We start from the raw sequence: 21,748 nt of genomic DNA, 5'->3' as shown, positions 1-21,748 counted from the left end.
AAGAGTTCACTCACTGATAAAGAAAAAAAAGAAGCTCAGAAATTAATTAAGAAATTAAGAAAGAAAAGTTCAATAAGAATTAAGAGTATAAAAAGTTACTAAAATAAGACATAACCAAAATTAATATATTTTATCGATAAAAAAAAGAAATACGTGAGGTATGCTTAAGTCTGCCTCATGTATTTCTTTTATATTCTTATTATTAAGTTCCATTCTAAAAATTTAATCTTTTTTATTTATTTTTAAATACCCATTTTTCAAAGCATATCCAACTCCAACAGAGCAACACAAAAACCCTGCTGCAAAACTTATTATATAATTAATTAAAATCATCTTATATTGTAACATCGTAATCTCCCCAATATATAAATTCTTCTCTTTTCTTCCCCTAATATACTTAACAAATAGTGCTACATTTTAAAATATACAATTCTAATTACTTTCTGTCAAATATTTTATACAAATAAAATAGAATTGCCATTACTAGCAACTCTACTTCTTTTTTAATAATATTCTACTGAAATAATCTTAAATCGCCTTGTACTATTTTCTGTAACTACTGCTTTGAAAATCCATGTTAAACCATCTTCTAAATTTGCAGTGTTGTCTATTGTACTTCCAACTTGGTTATTATTTTCGTCGTATAAGTTTATATTAACCTGTACATAAGAATATCTTTTTCCAGATGTATTCTTTAAATTTCCCATAGCATAACGCACGCCATTTTGATTAGACCAGTGTATGTCGGTAACTTCATAAGGTCCAACTGGCTTTACTGGAGCTGGAGCTGAAGCTGCCTGAGATGATTTAGATGCTTCATATTTAGCTAGCCTATAAGCATCTACGCTTTCCTTTACCTCTTTATAATGCTCATTGTTAGGGTAAGTTTTTTGTATTTTGTCTAAAAGGAGAGATAATCCCGCATCCCCTTTATTTTCTTCGATTATTTTAACAACTTTTTCGCATAAACCTGCTATATTTTCCTTATCTGAGTAAAAGTTGACTAAATATTCTACCCTACTGGTTAAATCAGAGTAATTTTTAGTATCAATATCTTTTAATGCTTGAGTGTAGTAGTCATTCACTATATACTCATTTCTTTTATCCTCTAAAGTCTTGCTCAAACCATCATAATCATTAGCAGTAATATTATATTTATCTTTTACTGCAAGTAATGTCTTAGAAGCTTTATAATACTCCTTATTTTTCGCATAACCTTCTGCTTCAGTTAATTTGTTCTTTATTTCTGTTTTAATTGCATTCTGCTGCTGAATTACACTATATTGTTTATACTCATATGCTCCTGCTGATATAACTAATAATGCAACTATACTTCCGATAATTAACTTAGACTTTTTAGAAGCTTGTCTACCTTTTCTTAAGGAATTGTCCTTAGTTTCTTTAATTTCTGAATCAACATCACTAACAATAACAGGTTTTGTTATATCAATTACGTGCTCACCATTCTGTAGATCACTTTCAATTGGTGCTACCGCTTCTACTTCTTCTTTAACTTCAATATTATTGATTTCCTCACTTACAATTTTATTACCACATTTATTACAAAATAGACTTTCTACTGGGTTTTCCGCTCCACAGTTTGAGCATAACATATAATTGTTCCTCCTTAAAATATCTTCTTATTTAAATTATATATTGATTAGTAATACGAATTCCATGTTATATTAAGTCATAAAAACCTAAAGGAACCTTAATTGCATAAGTGTGACTTACAATATTTTAAATATGTATGCCCATTATATCTCTGTTTTTATATACTTCCTTAATAGATAACTTTACGTTATTTAGATCAATCCTATAAGCACGTAGTATCAACTGCCGTCTTTTCATGCAACTAATTTTTACGAACTAGCTTAACATGATTTCATTTTACAAACTTTTTGTATCATCTCTTTCTACTATTATCACTCCCTTCTATTTTTATAATATAAAAACACCTAGTGTTACCCATTCCTTTAATAGGCAATTTAAGAAGAAAGCGAACTAACTTTATTTAATCACTTTATCTTTTTTTATTGTAACCTTTTGAACATTGTAAACAAAGACCATTTTCATCCACTTCAAGTGGTTTAAAATACTTCCGAATATTATATGCAGCAATAGAGTATTCTCCTTCAATGTGTTCAGGCATTTCAGGCTTATAACCTTTACTGTGACATATAGGACACTCATTTATCCACTTCAAAAATTCAGGATACATTTTTAAATAAAGTTCGCTATCTCTTTTATGTTTCACTATTAATCCCTCAATCATATCAAATCTTTTTTTACTTCACAAAAAATTACTGCTATGACGCTGCATAAGAATATTGCTATCTATATGTTTATAGGGTAATTTCTTTAATATCCCTCATAATTCATTATCCAATGTGTATTGGGCAAGTAATAAAATTTGTATTTAGTATATTTTTGACTATCTTTATAATATACACCACCTTTTAGTGATACACCGTTTACGACAATAACTTGATAATGTGCTCGCCCACCTTCTTCATGACTATCTGAAATACTTCCAGAGGTCATTTTATAATTTTTTGTTAGAAATGCAGGTATGTCTTTGCAATAATCAATAGTTCCAGGAATCAATGATATTTCGACCACCAATGCAATGATAATTGCAGCTACCCTTATAAATTTATTTACTATTTTAGAAAACCAAAACCTATTTTTAATGATATTCCACTTTCCCCAGTGTCCAACTACTTCCAATGGTATAAAAATCAAACCTGCAATATATGAGAAAAGCCGAATTAGATATTGAACCTTATAAAACAAAATATAGTCTCCTTCCATAAAAATAACGTATTACCTAGTAACTGTAAATCTACATATATTCATTTATCGTAGATTTACAGTTACTAGGTAAAACAGAAAGATTGTGATGTTTAAGATTTATCTTGTCTTTATCTTCAAGCCTAATCCTTTTTTTTGAATGATGTATGAATGCACATTTTCTTCTTTACCTTTAAGTGTACCAATATTGAACTTTGATAAATCCAATAACCCTATAAGTATAGGTGGGATTTCTATATTCCATTCAATACTATCTAACCAATAAGGAAACTCACTTTCTGGATTTTCAGTATGAAAGTACAGAGCATCATCAACACCCTCATACCCATCTAAATATATCCACGTTTGAAAATTCCTTTTATTTTCCTTTGTTTGTTTATCAATTTTCTCGAAAATCTTGAGATAATACAAAATGTGAATTTTTCTATGCTTATCACTCACAGAAGTTATTCCGTCCCAATCTAAATGAATGTGCCACATTCCATACCACGATTCTTCAGACAGATCTACATTGAAATCTCTTAAATCCCTTTCAACACTCCTATAGTGCTTTTTTAAATCTCTGGTTATTTTCTTCATACAATCTTTATCCCCAATCAAGTATTTAGTATTTAATACATAGTTCGTTACGATAGTTTACCATATAAGAATAGTGTTACCTTATTAAAGGCTTTATTTTTTTCTGAAAAGCTTAGGTACTAAATTAGAACGTTTTGAAGCAAATAATACTAATAATTCTGAAATAATCATACCCACTATTATAACCCCAAATACAATTTCTACATATTCATTTGATAATGATATTGGATGTGCAATAATCACAACAAGAACTATTGCTGATACAAATAAGATAATTACTTTTATAATACCTTTCATTTATTTAACTACTCCTTTTATTGTGGATTAAGCAATTTTTATTAAAGTCGGATTAATTTACAATTATTTAAGTATCCTAAATTTATTATTGATAGACTCTATAAAGAAGATCCCGGACCGAAGCTTTTTATAAACACAAGTTACTCTATTAGCCTCCATGGACAATAATACATCAAGATTTTCTCTCCGTTCTCTTCACGCTCACCTAAGTGACTAAACTCTTCGTGAAAAAAACACATCTCCAAGTTAATAAATCCAATGTCTTTTAATACTAAATAATCACATAGTGAACCCGACGAATCAAGATTAGAAATTTGAGAAAATACATCATTAATTTCATCAATATTCAATTTATGTTTCGATACAATCACATAAAGATTGTGCCAATCCCTAAAATTCTTATTTATGAATACATAGTCATTCGTTACCGTTAATTTCTTTGCAAAATAAGACTTATTCCTATCTTCTAAAGGCTTAAATCGTTCTTTTTGCTCTTCTTGGATTTTATAAAAGCTAATTCTATTCCAATTATTCTTAATGAACTCTTTTTCTTTTATTTTCCTTCGAATTTTGTTAAATGCCCATGATGGTGCAATTACATAGTAATGTTTATTATATTTACCGACAAACTCTTCTAAATCCTCTAACTCAATCAAATACATGTTTAGTTTCTTTAAAGCTGGATAATCCTTTGCTAATTTATAGTCCCATTTATATCTTCCTATATTACATGCTGGCTCATATTTGGCTAAAACACACATTCATATCTACCTCTACTTGTCTTTCAATAGTTTCTGCAATAATTAGCAGATTTAATTCAAACTAAAAGGAATTTACGTACTCTCTAATTAATTACACTACTCTTTTTAAAACTAATAAGAGTAGCGCAGTCATCCTCTTTATCAGTTTTTGTGCAAATTCCATACCATATATCATTTGGATAATCCTTTTTTATTATCTGGTCAAAATAGTATATTGTTGATGGGATAAAGGCATTGGGATTAGAATACACATCATATACAGTATCTATTATTTTCTCGCCAGTATACTCTAAATCATACAATTTATTAACCCATGTAATCTCATGCTCACGGGCATATTTAACAATGCGAATTTTAGTAGGTTTTCTATCTTTAATATTCTTAATAAGGTCATCGAGCTTATGGATATTGTAAATTTCAGTATAATATTGTGTTTTAGCTGATGATACGTTGAAAAAAGAAATTTCTACAACGTTTCCTTGTTTTATCGCTTTTTCAAAATCTAAAGACTTATTATTTAAAGTGACACTTTTTTTAATAATATTTTGATAATACGGTGGTAATTCAGAGTCTCTGATATGTTCAAACCTGTTAACTTCAACGTTACCTGTTCCATGTATTGTAATTGTAAGATGATCAACGCCTACGTCAAGATGCGGTCCAACATATGGGGTTACTTGTACTTTAAGAACAAATAGGAATGTACGATAACCATTAGGTCTCTCAACGCTTAAAATATCAATGTTCCAAGGGTCAACTGTAGGAATATCAGTTAGAAATTTTTTATAATAATCTTCTACTGATTTCTGTATATATGGTGAAAGTAGAGAAAAGAAAATATCTTGATATAGTTCTTCCCTAGATTTTTCAATAGGCTTGTAAAATTTTTCATTTTTTAACGGTTTATTTTCAAGTGCATAAGCGTTATATACAGGAAGTTGATCGCATACAAGACTTATAGACATTAGTATTATAATTATTATTTTCTTCATAGCTAAGCCCTCCACAAATAACTTTTTAATAGTATTTCTTAAATCGTCAACGATTATTAAATAGAATCTATTTATGGTATCAATAATAATACTTTCATAAATCTCATGAGTAATTTTAGAATATACGTTAGCTTGTAGATTTGATTACATAAAAAATAGACGCCGTGCACGTCTATTAAATCGCTATATTGAGAAGAATGCGTAACAAGATTATTATTTATTCTTCATTCGTTTAGATAACATTTGTAATCTTTTTTTATTATCATCTTCATACTGTAAAATCTCAATAAAATAGTGTATTAACCAAATCGCAGGATATAATCTCCCACCATTAATACTTATATACCCATACGAAACAAGTCGGTTAATGCTATAACTCAAATCGTTAATACCTATACTGGGAACAACTTTTTCTTGTATATAACAAAATAAATCATCTTTACTAATATCGTTTATTCCTGCAACATCAGAAAGAATACCATCTACAAGCCTTATACTCTTTCCTCTATGAAGTTCTACAATACATAACATCATTAAGCAATCAATATCCATGCTTCTTCTCCTTTTCTTCAGTTAACACGCAACATCTTACTGCTATGACGCTGCATAAGAATACTACGAGTTTACTGCTAACTTTCTTTAAGTGGATTCCTTTTTTTCCTCAAACTATTTAAATGTATAATTTCACACTCATTATCTTAATTCTATATGTAGCAAAAACTTATAAATAACATAAAATATATTGTTATTACTATTAAGGAGTTTATTTCATGTATACAGGTGACTTCAGGTATCTAGATGATGATAGCATCTCTTATAATCCTAACTATACCTATGACTTGCCTCTAAATTGCCCATACAGACAAATGGTTCTGCCCCCAGGATTTTATCAAGGACGACAGGGTCCTCAGAGTGGACCACCTACTGCACCTCCAAGCTTTACGCCACAGGAACCTCAAGCTCAGCAGTTTGGCGCTGAAGCTTTTGCTATAGACCCTGGTGCAATTAAACCTTGTGTCTTTAGATTTGTATATATTTGGCCGAGAAGAGGGGATGGCTTTTGGGCGTGGATTACCTTTGTGGGACGAAGATCTATTTCTGGTTTCCGATGGGGAGGAAATAGATGGATATACTTTGGAATGGACCTAAAAGATATAAGAAGTTTTCAATGCTTTTAAAACTCGAATTTAAATGGAGGCTAAAATGAACAAATTCCTATCTTTTCATGGTATTATCACCAAGATTGATGATTTTTGGGTTAGTGCAAATCCGGAAGACCTTGGATGCTATAAAATTTTCACAGTAGAAGATGGAAGAGGGAATATAGTAAATTTTGTTGTAGAGCCAACTACCTACTTTGTAGATAATGTGGTTATGTCAGCAGGAGATATAGTAACTGGATTTTACGATGCTAGTGCTGCTGTTCCTTTTATTTTCCCCCCACAATATCGAGCAATAGTCATGGCATTGGATATGCAATTCAGAAATGTGACTGTGGAATTTTTTGATAGTCAACTGGTTAACTCTGACAGTACACTCAAATTAAACCTTGCTCCCTACACCCAAATAGCAATCCGTAACGGGCAACCTTTTACCAGAATACCTTCAAATCGTAATTTAATCGTAATCTATGGTGCTTCTACAAAGAGCTTACCTGCGCAGACTACACCCTATAAAATAATAGTTTTGTGTTAAACTAAGTACTGATTAAATCAAGTGTTACTTAATAAAAACAGCCAGCGGAAGCCTCTTTCCACTGGCTACTTGTGTTATATAAAATTTAGTATTAGTTTTGAAACCACCGCCATATCACACATTTTCACCTCAGCAGCAATATTATAACCTTACCTTGTTAAAATATAGATTCCTTTATTCCGTAATTATTTACAAATATAAACTAATCTTAAATATGAAAATTTACCGTTCTTCAAACAAATTGGTCAAATATCCCATTTTAATCATTGCATTGATATATCCTATGAAACGTTGAGTATGTTTTTCAATATCCTCCTCACTTATACCAATAAAAATTATTACTTGATACATAAGACTACATCCAGCACAGCTAAACTGATAATATCCCGTAGTTTCCTCAAATAAGAAACATATATTATCTCCTTGATAAGCCTGCTCGTAAAAAATTTTATTACGTTCTGTATGAGGTAAATAGTATCCATGAATATTAAGTCCAAACTGTTGAGGAGGAGCGCACTCAGCCTCGAGAAACATAGCGCTTCTTTTTTTATGCCATTTGTCTATTTCTTCATCTTTCATATTAGAAAATCTAGGTACTCCATTTTCCGGTCTATTTTTAGAACTGTCCATAACCACGTATCCTTGGAAAAGTTTTATACGACTATCATTAGATGGTAGAGGTAACGCATCACATTGCTCTAAAAAATATTGCTCTATCTCCTCAAATGTATGGGCACATGCAGTCACTAATTTAGCATATTGTTGCATCGTTCGTTGGAATTTTTTCTCCCATTTATCATCGTATATTTTTACTACTCTGCTAACAATGCTTATAAAATTGTTATTTATATTATCATCTTTATTTCTCTTAAGAGACATTATTATTCCTCCAATTCCATAAAAGTTAAATCAATAAACTTTATTACGTTTTGTCTTGCACTTGTGACCTAATTACTTTATTCTAAATATAACTGGGGTAAAATTCACATATATGGACCATAAAAATGCACCTATTATACTAACTATATAGTTATATTGTCCGTATTGCTCATTCAAAATTTGCTTTACATATGAAAAAGAGAATATAATCAAAACTGTTATTACAATCAGAATAGTTCTAGCGTATTTAAATTTTTGGGGTTTTCCAAATAACTTCTTAGGAATATCAGATTTCTTAAATATCCAATCAAATATTATATAGGAAACAACAAAAATTAAAAAATAAATAAAAAATTTCATAACTTTCTCCTTTAATTATTATCTTTAGATTATCCCATCCTCCATTATTAGTTCTAACTATTATTTATATAACTGAGCCTAGTAAATTATTTGCAATTTCTTCTTCTGTTAGATCAGAAGTTTTATATACTTTATCACAAAATCTCTTTATAGTTTTATGAGATACATATCCCCTGCCACCTCTATCTAGGAGTACCCCTACTATCTTAGATTTTTTAGTTTTCTTTACCTTTTCCAACCTCTCAATAACAGAATCACTTACTTCTGCATGACCGTCCGTTATAAATACAACATCTGCACCATCATACTCATTGCTTTCTAATAGCTCTATAGCTTTTTCTAGTGGTTTAGTAAAATTGGTTCCGCTATCATGCATAAAGTTATTACATAAATCTAGTACAAGACTTTCGTTATAGTTGGAGCTATTTACTTCTGTAACTTTTCCCAACCTATATCCAAAAGGAATATCTGCATATTTTCTTTTTTCCTTAACTGCTACATCCAGTAATGCTATGCTGATAGCTTTTGCCCAAAACTCTCTACCTCCGGCTGTTGATCCAGATTCATCTCTGCAACAAATTATATGTCCCCTACCTTTAAACTCTGTAGTTTTTTCACTATACTGTTTCAACTTTTTATTAAAATACTTTCTATAAAATAGAGGTTTGGTTTCTTTCTGAGCCAATAAAGAAAATTCAGAAGCTAGTATCTTTCTAAGGTTATTACCATATTCAATTCCTACCTTCTCTCCCCTTCCATGAATAAACTCCCTATTTAACTGACTTTTAGCAAGTCTTCTCATTTTACCTATAACTTTAGCCATTTCTTTAAACTTACTATTTGAATTAACCCTTTTTATTAATCTACTCTTTCCTTCAATATTCATATCATTGTTGCCAGCTCCATTGCCAAAGGCATCTATAGCATCTTTTATTCCATTTACTTTCTCTAATGCCTTTATCATTGCCTCATTTATCTTTTGGTCTATTTCTTCCCTGTTTGCATAGACATTACCTTGTATAATATCTTCCCAATCTTTAACCTTTTTCTCCATGCTCTCAATCTGCTTATATAAACTCTGTACCTTTTGTTCTACTTCCTTAATTTCATCAGAACTATTTCCGCTTGCTTTCATATTATTGTAAATACTAATTACAGATTCTAATTGTTCACTTTTATTTTTTATAGCTTCCTTAGTTTTATCAATTTGGTTTTGAGTTTCTTTATCCCCTCCTATATCTTTCATCAAATCATCTAGATTATTATATAGGTTATTTAGAAACTCCCTAGTTCCCTCGATACTCTCATAATCCTTACCCTCAGTAATAAGCTTCAGTGGTTGGTAATCTGAATTTTCTCTTACCCTCTCCAATATCTTTTTATTATATCTCGCTACATTGTCAGTTAATTCTTCCTCTGTCCTCATTTCTGGTGCTAGTTTATAAAACATATTAAAAAGGTCTTGGCTCATATGTTCAAAGCTACTAAGTTTTTCATTCCCCTTCTTTTCAGTTTCAGAAATCGTGTAGTCAAAAGATTTATATGATTCATCTATTTTATTTTTCTTATCATTAAAAATTAGTTGTTCCATTCTTGTATGGTTTATAACTTTATTCTGCTTACTGCCAGTTTCTTCTTTAGCTTCAGCAGGCTTATATCTCTGAATTATCTCTTCTACGCTGAACATGTATTTTCACTCCTTATTAATACTTTACCAATTTATCTATGATACTATTATACTATACTTTCGAGTATTAATACAACTTTTTAGAGTATATTGAACGAAAAAGAAAGAGCATACACCTAATTGGGTGCATACTCCTCAAATTATTTTTACTTTTCACATTTGTTAAAATCCTTATTATTTAGAGTAGTCCTTTCTCTTTTAAGGAAACAAATCTTGAATTCTCCCCTAGTATAATATGATCCAATAACTCAATTCCTAGAAGCTTGCCACATTCCTTAAGTCTGCCAGTTATATTAATGTCCTCCTTGCTAGGAGCTGGATCACCAGACGGATGATTGTGTGCTAACAGGATTGATGCTGCATTTTGCAAACAAGCACGTTTAAAAATTTCGCGTGGATGCACAATACTAGAGTTTAAGCTCCCCCTTGAAACTTCAAATATACCTATTACTTTGTTCTTAATGTCAAGTGTTGCCATAGCTAAAACTTCTTCAGCAAGGTACTCCATGTCAAGCACTTGTCTAAAAATATCAGCTGCATCAGCAGGCTTTGAAACTTTCTTGCTAACATCATATTTACCAGAAGATTCTTTTACAATCTTAAGTGAATATGTTGTAATAACTGTTTGTTTCTTTTTACCTTCATTGCTATTACCTTCTGTTAATTCAATACTTACCTGTTCTACATTTTCTAAATAACTCATTTGCTGAAATCCTCCTAATAATTTGAAATTTGCTAAAATCACCTTAAAAAAGGTTACAAAAAAACAAATAGAGAAAACTTACACAACGCCATATGACTTTGCATAAATCTTCTCTATTTGTTAAATCCTTAAATTTGCACTAAACTTCTATTTTGTTCAAATCCTAGTCTTGTTCAAATCCTTGGCTTGAAAAATCCTTCTATTTGCTTTTAACTTTATATTTGTAGAAATCCTTAATTTGCGAAAATCGTCATGTTAAAAATAAATTTAACAATGAATGCTCAAATCACCTATCAGAAATAAATCCAAAAGGGTAATTATATATTAAGTTTGTATGCCTTAATTATAGCACCCTGATTATTTATTTACAACGAACATTTTACCCTATTCATCGCAAAATCTCTTTTTTTAACAATGATTTTACCTTACGTTTATAATTCCTTTTTATTTCTTTATTAATAACCCCCTTTTAAGACTTCTTATGTTACTATTAATAATTAGTAACTTACAATATATGAAATTTAATTGACTAATATTCCATATATTGTAAAATAGAATTAGGGTATTAAGTTTTATTAGGTATATAAGAAGTCTTAAGAGATAATAATCGAATGTAAATATATGAGTATTGGGAATTTTGTATAAAGGGGGAAATACAATGGTTGAGGTTGCAGTAAGAGAAAAAACATATACAACAAGTCAGGTGGCTGAAAAACTAGGGATTACTGAATCTAACTTAAGATATGCTGAGAAAGAATTGGGCGAGTATCTGAGTATTACAAGAGATGATTATATGAACCGAGAGTTTACAGATAAGGATATTCAGCTGCTAAAGAAAGTCTTTGAGATACGGGAATGGGGAATAACAAGCTATAAAGCAATAAAAGTTCTCATAAGCAGAAAAATGATTGATGTGTTAGATGATAAATCTATAGAAGAACATATGCAGTACGAATATAGTTCACTATCCTTGTCTAATGAAAACGTAAAAAAAATCATAACAGAGGTTTCAAATTCAATCAGTAAAAGCGTTGATGATTTAGTGAGCAAAAGAATTGATGAAGCTACACAACAAATTCTCCAAACACTTTCAGGCAATTATGAAGTACTAGCTAATATACAGGATAATTCTATTAAATTGCTTGATGAAGTCTCAGAAGTAAAAAATAATACCACAGATATTATGCCAAGTCTTAATAAATTTTATGTTGATTTCGATGAACTAAAGCAACGCCACAATGAGCTTTTAACTATGGTTGATGAATCTATTGATAGAGCTGTAGATAAGCACGTAAATAAAAAGAAAAAAAGAGAATCTAGTTTTTTCGCAAGGTTATTTGGTAAAAAAGATTAAATTCCAAATACAATCTAACTCTATTAAGATTAAAAAAATGAAGGGCACAATTTGTGCCCTATTAACGATGCATTTTAAGAAGAACGTCTACCTTTAGATATCAGTCATTTCTTTTTCTTCTGCTAATGGTCTATAAGTATAACCGAAACTAATTGTTAACTTCTCATATATCTCTTCAAAATATTTGAAGTTTTCTTTAATTAATTTTTTATCCTCATCTCTAGTAGCTTCAAGATCTGTTTCCTCCAGCATGGTATGAAGTTGAATTAACTCATTCTTAGCCTTTTTCAAGGCTTTCATTTTTGTCTTTTTATCCTTAACACCTTCTCCAAGTTTACTAACCTCTCTAACTGCCTCTTCAACAATTTCTGTAGCAGTTGATTTTAAACCCAGTATCTTATCTTTCAATGGATTTTTAATACATGAGTTTATAATATCATTGATAATCGGAGCATCTTCTACTTTCTCCCAAAGATAATACTTTAATACTACCAAATCCTCTGGTAAAGCCTTATCTCTATTGTTTAGAAGGGCATTAGCTTGAATTAGTATACTGTACTCAAGCTTTTTCCTATCAGAAACGGTATAAGCCGTTTTCTCATATATTTTATTACATATATCCCAAACTAAATCATCAATTGAATCAGGAACCTCCACTTGCCACACCATTTCATTTAATAGCTTTAACTCTGATAAGTCCATAGTATTGTTCATAGCAGCGGCTACCCTTGCCCTCTTAGCTCTTACTGCATCCTTAAAGTTATCCTTTTCCTTGATATACTCAGTAACTAATTTTAAATGCAATCTATCATATAGGGGCTTTAATATCTTATCTTCCTCTTTTGTAAAGTCAGGTATCTCATTTGAAGCAGTAAAAGTAGCAATCCCTTTATTCTGTATTGTAATACCTTCTATATTCACATCTTCACCATTTAAATAGGTTAATAAAGAGTTCAAAATTGCATCTCCACTCTTGAACAGCTCATCAAGGAAACATATATCCCCCTCTAGTAATTTATCTTTAGTTATTATATCAACCGTTCCCTGGGCATATTTTGCGATATCTAATCTTGCAAAGAGCTGATCCTCGTCTTTCTGTTTAGACATTAGAGTTTCATAAAACTTTGCTCCTTCTATTCTCTTTATAAACTCCTTAACTACATATGTTTTTGCTTGACCAGTTGCCCCTAGAAAGAAACTATTCCTTTTAGCAACCAATGCCAGCTTTATTACATTAAAAACTTCTTCTTTTTCCTTTATATATGATGATAATTCTTCTTGTATTGAATTTAGTTTAGCAACTGCACTTTTAACTTCTTTAGTTATTACCTTCGACATATCGATTCCCCTCTCCATTACATAAATATAACTGATACTTATATTATACCACGATTTAGAGTATTAATACAATTATTTAGAGTAAATTAAATATTTTTTTGTTTTCTTTTGTAAGGATTATTATAATAAAAAAACTGAGGAATTAAATCCTCAGTTAATCACCGCTCACCATTCCTAAAATTCTTTGAGCTGCAGTAGTGTTAGTTTCAACTATGGTACTATTATTAGCTTCTGCAACCTCTTTTGGCTGTTTAGAAATATCCTTGGCTTTTTTCTTTGGCTTAGAGCTTTCACTAATCCTTGTAATTTGCTTCAAAATTAAGTTATCTATCATTTGATCCTGCTTTATTTGGTATTCGGACCCTTTTCGGCTGGCATGTAACATATAGTTTCCTATTGGCAGAGGAACTATACTTGTATATCCCATTAATGGAGAAGTTGCTGAAACATTGATATCTTCATCAATAACTGCTTTCTTCTGATTTAACACTTCTTCATCAGTTCCAATTAGAATTAATTTATATCCTATATGATGTTCTCCAATGTATCCCATGTTTTCATCTGTCATATATACTTTCTGTACATCTCTTAAATTGTTTTTTTCTATACCATAGAAAGCATGGAACAACTTAGCAGCCTTGTCCTTATAGTATCTTTTATCGTGAGCCACATCAAAAATAAAGATATTAGGGATATAATGAAGTATAACCTCTCCATCTTTTTTTACAAAGAGCTTATAATATTCTGGTTTATGTGTAACAGTTTGTCTTTGTAAAAGCAACTTTCTATATAGCGAACCTAAACCCTTCCACATGCTTCTTACTATGCCTAGTCTGCACTCAAATTCACTGCTCTCTTCTAGCAAATCAATTATCTCCTGATAGTCCTCCATCCCCAAAATTCTCTCAATAGCTTCAGTAGAATATCCGTAGTTGTTGCCAGTTTTAACTATGGTATTATAGATGTGATTTGTTATATTCATTAATTGATTAAACATTGTAGAACTATGGATAATCTCACCATGCTCCAATAGGTACTCCACCTTCATTATAGATATTTGGAATCTATCGTTTTTCAAATCACTTGATAGATTAATTCTTGAATGATTCTTATAATCCCCTACTGCAAATGAGAATCCAGGCTTCTTTAAATACAGAAACTTATTTTTATTTATATTACTTGAGGCAATGAATCCTAATGCCTCTAATTTTCTAATAATGAATCTGCCTGTTCTCTCCCGGCTTTCATCTGTACTAAGATTAGGCTCAAATAATCCCACAAGCTTGTAAAACTGCTTGTACATAATAAACTTGCCACATAGATCAATTGTTTCTAAATACTTGGCATATCCTTTCTCTATTACCTCCATGTATTTATGAGAAGTAGTAGGAGGTATGTTTACTGGTATTTCATAGACCTTATTTCGTATACTATCTAACTTCACTTTCTATCTCTCCCACCTTTTACAAACTATATTCTATCGGTTTATGTGTATGCAGCATTATATAATCATCACAGTTATATCTAATAAATTCTTTTTTTGCTTCTATATCTTCGGCCATGTAGCTACTTGTTATAATTTCAACTCCTATTTTCTTGCCATTACTTATATACATAGCATCTGTTGTCTTTGCTGAATGAGGATAGTCAATTTGTAATCTTGACTCGGTTAGCCAGCTCTCCTTTTCTTCTGCGGACAAATATAGATAAGTCCTCAGAAGTACATAATCATGTTCTAACTGTCCTATATCCCCTTTATAAAGATTGATTAGAAAATCACCTTGCATTCTTTTTTTTGTTCTAGGAGTAAGAGTATAAACATTTGTTGCAGATCCATAAATAAGAAACCGCCCCTTTTTCTCTACATTACCAGAAGCTAGATGTTGTCTTAATCTTGTTTGGTTTAATCCGAGCATAGGCAAAAACTTTTCAACCATAAGTCCAGTCTTAGCTATAGCCTTTAGTAGTTGGATATCCTGCTCCATCTCAATACCTATTTCTTTCAAATGCATCTCTCCTCCATTATTGTTTATTAAATCATATAAATATATTTCAAACAATAAATTTGTTTTAATGTAATTATACAATATTCCCGAACAATAGTCAAAACGTTGTAATTAAGTCAATTAACCGCCTTATAATAACTATTAGATAGCTTATGAATTATATAAATATAAATATAAATATAAAGCTAAAGACATTGATAAGACTTCTTATATGCTTCTCACTAGTTGCTAATATTATCACCATGGTATAGTCATGGTAATGCCCTGTTAACACCATGGTAATACCATGGTATACAGATCAATGAATCCCATTCAAAGAAGTTCATTTTGCAAAGTTCTAATTATTTTACTCCTTTACCATGGTATTACCATGATATGACCATGTTAGTATCATGGTATTGCCATGGTATATATTAATTATTAACATGCCTAATTGTCATAGCTATTAAGTCTTAATATATATCAGAGAATTTTGATCCTTCCTCCAGTAAAAACTACGCTGAATTAAAATCAGCAATTATATTGCACCAAACTTTATCATAGTAAGATTTTTTAATAAATTAGATATGTATTTTTTTCTGAAAGTCCCACTTTAATCCTGTTACTTTAATAATTTAGAGCAGCTTCTACGCTTCCATTTCATTACCAAAAAGTAACACATTTCCATATTTTATTTTTAAGTACACCATATCGGAATTTAAAAACAGCTTATAAAAATGCCAAAAATCCATTAACAATCCATTGTGTGTGGTTTTCAAGCGGAAGGTATATTGCATCAATACTTAGCACTTCCCCTCCTACAAAAAATCCTTAAAATAAGGTTAAAATTAACTAGAGAAAAACATTAAATTTTATATACAATGATACGATAATTGAGTTGTAACCGGGAAATCCAATGTAAGTTATAATCACCACAATTGTAATAAGAACTGAAATATAAGGATATGGCTAATATTACTTATTTACACTAATATGGGGAAGGATTTATAATTTACATGTAAGCAGTAAGATAAAGCACTTATGCTATGCAAATATAAGGATTTGTGTACCTCCCAGGATCTGTGCAAATTAGATTTAAAAAAAATTAAATTTAATTACATGGAGGTATTATGAATATGAAAACTTATAATTACTTATACGAAGATGGGTGTCTAATAATTTTTAAAGGTAAAGAAGTATTGCATGTAGAGTATATAGAAGAATTGGCTTTAGTAGAAGATACTATATGTGAATTACAAGAAGAAGGATTAATTCCTTGTATTAATATTAAAAGGATTTACCGTTAGAGACTTCCGCAAATGAGATTTAACCATAAAAGACAAGTATAGGTGCTTTATATGATTTAGTATTAATATGAGGGCAAGATATTTAGCCCTTATTTTTTTTATTTCTAATTATTTTTATGGTTTTATACTTCACTATCAAGGTTTATATTTCTTATAAAAATTCTTAAACAACAATATAATTTATCTTATCTTCATGATTCTTATCAAGCTTAATACAAGACCTTTTTATTATTTTTATAGATTGCAAAATTGATACATAAATTAAGAATTATTGCAGTAGTTATATCTCTAAGTATTGATGTAATAGATCCTCCGCTTGAAAGTCCTCAAACCCTTTATTTGAAATAATGAAATGTAATGAAATGGAACGCTTATTTCATCCTGCATAATGTACCTTGAAATGGAATGAGTTTTACGCCAAAAGATTGGATTTTAGCAGCTGAAAAAATAACTTAATGGGGATTTATTAAATTTGTAGATTAATAATTTTATATAACAAAACTTTTGAGTAAACAAACAGATAGGTAATCTGAAAACAGATTACCTATTAATTTTAAAAATCAAAATAATTGCTTCTTTTAATTCTTATTAATTCAAGGTTCCTAGTATAGTCTGCTCCTTCATGTCTAGTATCTTCATTTTCATATTCTCCCTTAAAGGAAAGAAAATTAAAACTTCCTGAAATGCAAAAATCTTCATCACATATTAATAGTTTATAATGTGTATTTGTTTTTTTAACTTTGAAGAGTTCTCCGTATTTAGCAAATTTTCTAACCAAACCCATAGCAACTTTATCTGAAGTATCCTCTCTTCTATTTGAGCGACTATTATCTTTTATCCCATATAAAATTTTAATTTTAGTTTTTCTCTTTAAGGTGTTTTCTACCAAATTAATAAATTCATCATCTAAAACCCATTCTCCTATCCATGGGCATACGATGTCAATCTCTTCTTTAGCTTTTTTAAAAGCATAAATAAAATACTCTCTAATATCTTTCGATTGTATATGTTTGGTATTGGAAAAGTCTACTTTTTCTTTTTTAAATTCATCTATCAACTTTTTACTTATATCTTCTATAATTATATCTACATTTTTATCTTTAACATTAACTGATTTAATACTGTTTTCAATATTATTGATTTTTTTTATTATATCTTCTTTAACGTATCGTAAATCACTAACACTTCCCAAACGTCCCTTTACTCTTTGCCCGCTATTTGTATTTTTCTTTCTTGTAATAAATACACCATTAATTTTACTGCTATATTCTGGACACTTATTCAAATCACTTATACTAATGGTTCCTGGCCTGTAAATTTCATCACCCACTTTAACTTCATATTTATTTCTAATACTCGATCTATAGTTTATTAGAACTTCATTAATAAAATGTGTTTTAAAATACATTTCTGCTTCTTCTAATTTTAATTCTTCTTTCCTTAAATTTTCTTCTGTAAACTCTTTCCTTACAAAAATTCTTAAAGTTTGCTTGAAAAATTTAGAACTTACATATGATTTTAACTCTTCCTCGTCTTGAAAAAAATTTTTTTCTGCTTTAATAAATTTGTCAAATACAATACTCTTAAAACATTTATCTATACCAATTAAGGTTACATCACATTTTTCTTTTTTATATTCTTGCATCCACTTGATAAGAACTCTATTACAACCTGTACTAAGACAATCTATTGCTTTTTCTTTATCTAGATTTTTTAGACTCAATAATAACTTTATCTCTATATCTTCCACACTTTCCACTACTACCCGCTCCTCATTACACTACTTTAAACTTTTATAATAATTCATTTTTTATATGAATTCTAATACTTCACTTTAATTGAAATCCATATAATATAATGTGCTATACTAGCTCAATATTAAAATAGAAAGTTTAATAAGAGGATAGCTAATTATATTAGGTTTCACCTACTATAATACAGAAAAAAATGACAATTTGAAAGATTTTTTACAACCGCTTTTATATAGAGCTGCTCTTATTTAATATCTATGATTTTACTTGTAAATACAAAGTCTATTACTTCTATAACACCTTTGCTCATATTAAAAAACACTACACCCTGTTTGAAAGTTAATACAAGATTTTCTCCATCTTTAAGTATAGCTCTATTTTCTTTAAATGCTCTTTTAAGTAATTGCTTCTCAAAGTCATTTGGATATACTCTTCCACAAGTAAGTTTTAATTCCATGATTTCCTCCTAAGTTTTTTATTTTTTCAATGCTATGTTTAAAAAACATTATTTCTGTCAATAATCTTAATAGATGAGGTTAGAAAAGTCATACGATTTAATATTGGACAAAACTTATTTTTACTTAGCAGTATAGTCTTAAGACTTAATATAACCCAATTGTAATAATCCTTTTCTGATATAAATCAGCTTTCAGAAATTAGTACGAGATAGACAGGGCCGAGGATAGATAAAGATGAGAAGGATTATCCCCCTTATTTTTTAAGATTTTATTTATATAGATATTATTATATAAGATATTATTTGGATACGATTTTCGTATGGGGGCTATACGATTTTTCAATCGGGGCCATCCGTTAATCCTATGGGGGGATACAAAAATTCAATAGGGATACAGGCACTTTTTTATATAAAATAGACACTTATATACAGTTTTCACATTTTCCACAGGGGATATGAAAATCGTATAGTGGTGTCTTTTTGTTTTTTTGCCTCTTTAGTAATACCACATACAAAAATCGTATCCCATGTGGATAGTGTGAATTGTGTTTATAGTATAAAAAAAGAGCATTTCTAAATGCCCTTAATGTTGAGTATCATGTGAATAGTGTAACTTTTCATTTATGATGACTTATTTCTTTTTCTAGCTATATCTATAATGGCTAAAAAGGTGTCCCACAGTATTTGTTTAAATAATTCTTCATTCTCCTCAATTATCTTCCATATATACGCTTTTAGTTGTTTCAAAATAGGTTCTATTGCCTTTTTGCCTAAAAATCCTATTTGCCTAAAAATCCTAAAATTCGTTCGCTAATCATTTTTTTCCCATCATCTTTCGTTAAGCATTTTTCTAGCAATCTTACTCATTATTTTATTTTTTTCATTATTTGCAACTGATGATAATAGTTTAATTGCTAAGTCTTGATCTGAAATATCTGGAGTATTATTGATAATTTTTTCTGCTTCATCAGCCAATTTATCCGTATCTATTTTACATTCAGTCACAATTTGTTCAGCTACTGTATCTTTTCCTAATTGTTTAATTACTTCATCATTTTCTAGCATATTTGATTTTTCTATTGTTGATAGAACTATATCTGTAGCTATACTAATTTCTTTATCATAAGCTTTTTGTAAACTTAGATTTTCTTCTTTTATTTCTTCTTTCATAGTATGTATTCTCCTTAGTAAATTGCTTATTCTTTTATTATACCAAACAAGTTTCGATAGAAGAATCACTTGCTGATATAAAAAAGTTCCTCATTTGCGAGGAACTATCTTAATTTAATTCAACAACTGCTTTAATATCAGTAAAATCTATATATAGCTTAAATAATTCTTTTAGCTGATTTGAATATCTCTGCTCATAAACATCTTTTGTAAATTCATTTGGCACAGGTATAAATATACTTCCTTTATCTATCCAAGCACCAGATACATAATTTTTAAACCATGTGTTGTATTGCACATCACTATACAAACCCCTTAACTGACTTATAACAGAGTTTAAAGCTTCATCAAAGGAGTTAGCTTTATTTGGGGCAGGAGCTTCTATAACTTCTGATTTTTGATTATCCTTTACAGGAACCGCTTCATCTATTGCCTCATTATCCTCTTCATCAAAGGTTTCTATAACTGTATTCTTTTGCATTGATTTTACAATTCTATTTGCTTCCTTTTTTAACTCAGCTGGAAGACCTTCATGTAAATCCGGTGGCAGTATAGGAACCGTACTTCTCACTACAAAAACGCTTCCTACTTGCATTCCATCCTTCTCTCTCTCTGTCTGAAACATATAGCCAAAATCATATTTCTCCAGTATATTCATATACTCTGTTAATGTCTGAGCCTTAATTCCTAAGAGCTTTGCTATAGTCTGCTTGCTTGTAGTGGTGATTTCTCTCTCATGGAAATCATAGGAACGGAGCATGATATAAGCAAAGGTTGCATCTTTTCCAAGATAGTAACTCCACACATGAAGTATGTAGTTGTGGATTATAGTAAAGTTTCTGTTGTTTCCTATAGGGAATATGTCACCTTTGAATTTCCAATTTTTAATTTGTTCTTCGGTAAAATACATTTTGTCATACACTTTCACTCTGTACTCAACAGCTCTCTTCATGCCTGTTTCATCCTTGATATTCTTGTAGCGGTGCTCGGCCTTGCCAGTATCTACGTTCCGAAAGAATCTTAGCTTTTCTTTTGTATTCTTTATATTTTTATCACTCATGCCCTTAAGCCTCCACAAATCTTTATTATTCACTATATGAAGCTAAGCATTATCAGCATTCTAACTGCTCTTTGCATGTTATTAAGACTTAGTACTAACCTTATAATTATTTACTGTATTATTTGTATATTTATTGTATAGTTGCATTTAAACAATAAATTTATTTATTAAATTATATTTTTGTGATATAATTATAGCATAGGAACTATACATTGAAAAGGGGTAGAAATAAAATGGGAGTTCAATCTTTCGATTACCATGATTTTCAGAAAAAGCATATGAACAATTATTAGCTTGGAGATAAAGTGATAATCATAGGTAAAATCAAATCAAAAAGTTTCACCAACAGCAGTAATGGATATTCCGTATATAGTATGTCGGTATCGAAGGATATTCAAATTGAGCTTGATGGTAAAGAAGTGGAGCACTAACTAAAAGAGGATATAAGAATCGCTGGCTATTCTGTAATGGATATCAATCAGGATTTTAGAGTAGTAGGAGTGGTTACTAACTATAAAGGTTTAAATATAATATCATCATTATCGGTGATGTAGAGTTA

General features: G+C 30.0%; 24 protein-coding genes. 4 read left to right on the top strand and 20 right to left on the bottom strand.

All coding sequences use genetic code 11. The annotated features are described in order from the left end of the window. Nucleotides 1–222 precede the first annotated feature (222 nt). The 9 genes from CLMAG_RS34525 to CLMAG_RS27540 all read right to left on the bottom strand — a co-directional run bounded on the left by CLMAG_RS34525 (nt 223) and on the right by CLMAG_RS27540 (nt 5,995). Nucleotides 223–348 (bottom strand): hypothetical protein, encoded by a 126-nt coding sequence (locus CLMAG_RS34525; protein ID WP_278331825.1) that lies wholly within the window; start codon nt 346–348, stop codon nt 223–225. 155 nt (nt 349–503) lie between these two features. Then, nucleotides 504–1,613 carry an FxLYD domain-containing protein gene (locus CLMAG_RS27575; RefSeq protein WP_066630393.1) on the bottom strand — a complete coding sequence of 370 codons (1,110 nt, stop codon included), beginning with the start codon at nt 1,611–1,613 and terminating at the stop codon, nt 504–506. Nucleotides 1,614–2,023: 410 nt separating this feature from the next. Continuing rightward, entirely contained in the window at nt 2,024–2,257 is a 234-nt protein-coding gene (locus CLMAG_RS27570) for a hypothetical protein (protein ID WP_082832123.1), read from the bottom strand. A gap of 104 nt (nt 2,258–2,361) precedes the next feature. Next, a complete protein-coding gene (locus CLMAG_RS27565; protein WP_066630391.1) occupies nt 2,362–2,796 on the bottom strand; it encodes a hypothetical protein in 435 nt (144 codons plus the stop codon). A gap of 117 nt (nt 2,797–2,913) precedes the next feature. Further along, nucleotides 2,914–3,393: a hypothetical protein gene (locus tag CLMAG_RS27560; protein WP_066630390.1), complete on the bottom strand. Its 480-nt coding sequence runs from the start codon at nt 3,391–3,393 to the stop codon at nt 2,914–2,916. 93 nt (nt 3,394–3,486) lie between these two features. Further along, nucleotides 3,487–3,690, bottom strand: coding sequence for a hypothetical protein (locus CLMAG_RS27555; RefSeq protein ID WP_066630388.1), 204 nt, complete (start codon nt 3,688–3,690; stop codon nt 3,487–3,489). 140 nt (nt 3,691–3,830) lie between these two features. After that, the gene (locus CLMAG_RS27550; RefSeq protein ID WP_066630387.1) at nt 3,831–4,451 is read right to left on the bottom strand and encodes a hypothetical protein; all 621 of its coding nucleotides are present in this window, start codon (nt 4,449–4,451) and stop codon (nt 3,831–3,833) included. Between the two features lie 83 nt (nt 4,452–4,534). Further along, nucleotides 4,535–5,443 carry a DUF3888 domain-containing protein gene (locus tag CLMAG_RS27545; RefSeq protein ID WP_066630385.1) on the bottom strand — a complete coding sequence of 303 codons (909 nt, stop codon included), beginning with the start codon at nt 5,441–5,443 and terminating at the stop codon, nt 4,535–4,537. A 213-nt stretch (nt 5,444–5,656) separates the two neighbouring features. Then, the gene (locus CLMAG_RS27540) at nt 5,657–5,995 is read right to left on the bottom strand and encodes a hypothetical protein (RefSeq protein WP_066630382.1); all 339 of its coding nucleotides are present in this window, start codon (nt 5,993–5,995) and stop codon (nt 5,657–5,659) included. A gap of 218 nt (nt 5,996–6,213) precedes the next feature. Here CLMAG_RS27540 and CLMAG_RS27535 point away from each other — a divergent pair, with 218 nt between their 5' ends. Further along, nucleotides 6,214–6,621 carry a hypothetical protein gene (locus tag CLMAG_RS27535; protein ID WP_066630380.1) on the top strand — a complete coding sequence of 136 codons (408 nt, stop codon included), beginning with the start codon at nt 6,214–6,216 and terminating at the stop codon, nt 6,619–6,621. 25 nt (nt 6,622–6,646) lie between these two features. After that, nucleotides 6,647–7,138 (top strand): hypothetical protein, encoded by a 492-nt coding sequence (locus tag CLMAG_RS27530; RefSeq protein WP_066630376.1) that lies wholly within the window; start codon nt 6,647–6,649, stop codon nt 7,136–7,138. Between the two features lie 222 nt (nt 7,139–7,360). Here the strand turns inward: CLMAG_RS27530 and CLMAG_RS27525 are convergent, their stop codons facing one another. The 4 genes from CLMAG_RS27525 to CLMAG_RS27510 all read right to left on the bottom strand — a co-directional run bounded on the left by CLMAG_RS27525 (nt 7,361) and on the right by CLMAG_RS27510 (nt 10,767). Further along, nucleotides 7,361–8,017, bottom strand: coding sequence for a hypothetical protein (locus CLMAG_RS27525; protein WP_066630374.1), 657 nt, complete (start codon nt 8,015–8,017; stop codon nt 7,361–7,363). Between the two features lie 72 nt (nt 8,018–8,089). Further along, nucleotides 8,090–8,377, bottom strand: coding sequence for a hypothetical protein (locus tag CLMAG_RS27520; protein WP_066630372.1), 288 nt, complete (start codon nt 8,375–8,377; stop codon nt 8,090–8,092). A 64-nt stretch (nt 8,378–8,441) separates the two neighbouring features. Further along, nucleotides 8,442–10,064: a hypothetical protein gene (locus tag CLMAG_RS27515; protein ID WP_066630369.1), complete on the bottom strand. Its 1,623-nt coding sequence runs from the start codon at nt 10,062–10,064 to the stop codon at nt 8,442–8,444. Nucleotides 10,065–10,242: 178 nt separating this feature from the next. After that, the gene (locus tag CLMAG_RS27510) at nt 10,243–10,767 is read right to left on the bottom strand and encodes a JAB domain-containing protein (protein WP_082832122.1); all 525 of its coding nucleotides are present in this window, start codon (nt 10,765–10,767) and stop codon (nt 10,243–10,245) included. Nucleotides 10,768–11,425: 658 nt separating this feature from the next. Between CLMAG_RS27510 and CLMAG_RS27505 the strand changes: the two genes are divergently transcribed. After that, nucleotides 11,426–12,121: a MerR family transcriptional regulator gene (locus tag CLMAG_RS27505; RefSeq protein WP_066630367.1), complete on the top strand. Its 696-nt coding sequence runs from the start codon at nt 11,426–11,428 to the stop codon at nt 12,119–12,121. 93 nt (nt 12,122–12,214) lie between these two features. On the opposite strand, the gene CLMAG_RS27500 is transcribed toward CLMAG_RS27505, so the two are convergent. The 3 genes from CLMAG_RS27500 to CLMAG_RS27490 all read right to left on the bottom strand — a co-directional run bounded on the left by CLMAG_RS27500 (nt 12,215) and on the right by CLMAG_RS27490 (nt 15,465). Beyond that, nucleotides 12,215–13,459, bottom strand: a complete 1,245-nt coding sequence (locus tag CLMAG_RS27500) for an AAA family ATPase (RefSeq protein WP_066630363.1) — start codon at nt 13,457–13,459, stop codon at nt 12,215–12,217. A gap of 154 nt (nt 13,460–13,613) precedes the next feature. Further along, on the bottom strand, nt 13,614–14,903 hold the full coding sequence (locus tag CLMAG_RS27495; RefSeq protein WP_066630361.1) for a hypothetical protein: 1,290 nt from the start codon (nt 14,901–14,903) through the stop codon (nt 13,614–13,616). 19 nt (nt 14,904–14,922) lie between these two features. Next, complete coding sequence (locus CLMAG_RS27490) at nt 14,923–15,465, bottom strand: hypothetical protein (protein WP_066630356.1); 543 nt, start codon at nt 15,463–15,465, stop codon at nt 14,923–14,925. Between the two features lie 1,115 nt (nt 15,466–16,580). Between CLMAG_RS27490 and CLMAG_RS32720 the strand changes: the two genes are divergently transcribed. Continuing rightward, nucleotides 16,581–16,751 (top strand): hypothetical protein, encoded by a 171-nt coding sequence (locus tag CLMAG_RS32720; protein WP_161487043.1) that lies wholly within the window; start codon nt 16,581–16,583, stop codon nt 16,749–16,751. Nucleotides 16,752–17,304: 553 nt separating this feature from the next. On the opposite strand, the gene CLMAG_RS27485 is transcribed toward CLMAG_RS32720, so the two are convergent. From CLMAG_RS27485 to CLMAG_RS27470, 4 genes are all read right to left on the bottom strand, one after another. Then, nucleotides 17,305–18,510 (bottom strand): phospholipase D-like domain-containing protein, encoded by a 1,206-nt coding sequence (locus tag CLMAG_RS27485; RefSeq protein WP_066630352.1) that lies wholly within the window; start codon nt 18,508–18,510, stop codon nt 17,305–17,307. A gap of 236 nt (nt 18,511–18,746) precedes the next feature. Further along, complete coding sequence (locus CLMAG_RS27480) at nt 18,747–18,959, bottom strand: hypothetical protein (RefSeq protein ID WP_066630348.1); 213 nt, start codon at nt 18,957–18,959, stop codon at nt 18,747–18,749. Between the two features lie 828 nt (nt 18,960–19,787). Continuing rightward, on the bottom strand, nt 19,788–20,129 hold the full coding sequence (locus CLMAG_RS27475; RefSeq protein ID WP_066630346.1) for a hypothetical protein: 342 nt from the start codon (nt 20,127–20,129) through the stop codon (nt 19,788–19,790). Between the two features lie 109 nt (nt 20,130–20,238). Further along, on the bottom strand, nt 20,239–21,189 hold the full coding sequence (locus CLMAG_RS27470; RefSeq protein ID WP_066630345.1) for a DnaA N-terminal domain-containing protein: 951 nt from the start codon (nt 21,187–21,189) through the stop codon (nt 20,239–20,241). Nucleotides 21,190–21,748: the final 559 nt, after the last annotated feature.

It is taken from the genome of Clostridium magnum DSM 2767, from assembly GCF_001623875.1.
Taxonomy (GTDB): domain Bacteria; phylum Bacillota; class Clostridia; order Clostridiales; family Clostridiaceae; genus Clostridium_AM; species Clostridium_AM magnum.
Note: the sequence above shows the minus strand (reverse complement) of the source record. Positions and strands in the feature narration are given on the sequence as shown.

What these genes read in the sequence shown, in the direction of transcription:
- CLMAG_RS34525 (WP_278331825.1), bottom strand. Translation starts at nt 348, where the DNA reads ATGTTACAATATAAGATGATTTTAATTAATTATATAATAAGTTTTGCA.
- CLMAG_RS27575 (WP_066630393.1), bottom strand. Translation starts at nt 1,613, where the DNA reads ATGTTATGCTCAAACTGTGGAGCGGAAAACCCAGTAGAAAGTCTATTT.
- CLMAG_RS27560 (WP_066630390.1), bottom strand. Translation starts at nt 3,393, where the DNA reads ATGAAGAAAATAACCAGAGATTTAAAAAAGCACTATAGGAGTGTTGAA.
- CLMAG_RS27555 (WP_066630388.1), bottom strand. Translation starts at nt 3,690, where the DNA reads ATGAAAGGTATTATAAAAGTAATTATCTTATTTGTATCAGCAATAGTT.
- CLMAG_RS27550 (WP_066630387.1), bottom strand. Translation starts at nt 4,451, where the DNA reads ATGTGTGTTTTAGCCAAATATGAGCCAGCATGTAATATAGGAAGATAT.
- CLMAG_RS27545 (WP_066630385.1), bottom strand. Translation starts at nt 5,443, where the DNA reads ATGAAGAAAATAATAATTATAATACTAATGTCTATAAGTCTTGTATGC.
- CLMAG_RS27540 (WP_066630382.1), bottom strand. Translation starts at nt 5,995, where the DNA reads ATGGATATTGATTGCTTAATGATGTTATGTATTGTAGAACTTCATAGA.
- CLMAG_RS27535 (WP_066630380.1), top strand. Translation starts at nt 6,214, where the DNA reads ATGTATACAGGTGACTTCAGGTATCTAGATGATGATAGCATCTCTTAT.
- CLMAG_RS27530 (WP_066630376.1), top strand. Translation starts at nt 6,647, where the DNA reads ATGAACAAATTCCTATCTTTTCATGGTATTATCACCAAGATTGATGAT.
- CLMAG_RS27525 (WP_066630374.1), bottom strand. Translation starts at nt 8,017, where the DNA reads ATGTCTCTTAAGAGAAATAAAGATGATAATATAAATAACAATTTTATA.
- CLMAG_RS27520 (WP_066630372.1), bottom strand. Translation starts at nt 8,377, where the DNA reads ATGAAATTTTTTATTTATTTTTTAATTTTTGTTGTTTCCTATATAATA.
- CLMAG_RS27515 (WP_066630369.1), bottom strand. Translation starts at nt 10,064, where the DNA reads ATGTTCAGCGTAGAAGAGATAATTCAGAGATATAAGCCTGCTGAAGCT.
- CLMAG_RS27510 (WP_082832122.1), bottom strand. Translation starts at nt 10,767, where the DNA reads ATGAGTTATTTAGAAAATGTAGAACAGGTAAGTATTGAATTAACAGAA.
- CLMAG_RS27505 (WP_066630367.1), top strand. Translation starts at nt 11,426, where the DNA reads ATGGTTGAGGTTGCAGTAAGAGAAAAAACATATACAACAAGTCAGGTG.
- CLMAG_RS27500 (WP_066630363.1), bottom strand. Translation starts at nt 13,459, where the DNA reads ATGTCGAAGGTAATAACTAAAGAAGTTAAAAGTGCAGTTGCTAAACTA.
- CLMAG_RS32720 (WP_161487043.1), top strand. Translation starts at nt 16,581, where the DNA reads ATGAAAACTTATAATTACTTATACGAAGATGGGTGTCTAATAATTTTT.
- CLMAG_RS27480 (WP_066630348.1), bottom strand. Translation starts at nt 18,959, where the DNA reads ATGGAATTAAAACTTACTTGTGGAAGAGTATATCCAAATGACTTTGAG.
- CLMAG_RS27475 (WP_066630346.1), bottom strand. Translation starts at nt 20,129, where the DNA reads ATGAAAGAAGAAATAAAAGAAGAAAATCTAAGTTTACAAAAAGCTTAT.
- CLMAG_RS27470 (WP_066630345.1), bottom strand. Translation starts at nt 21,189, where the DNA reads ATGAGTGATAAAAATATAAAGAATACAAAAGAAAAGCTAAGATTCTTT.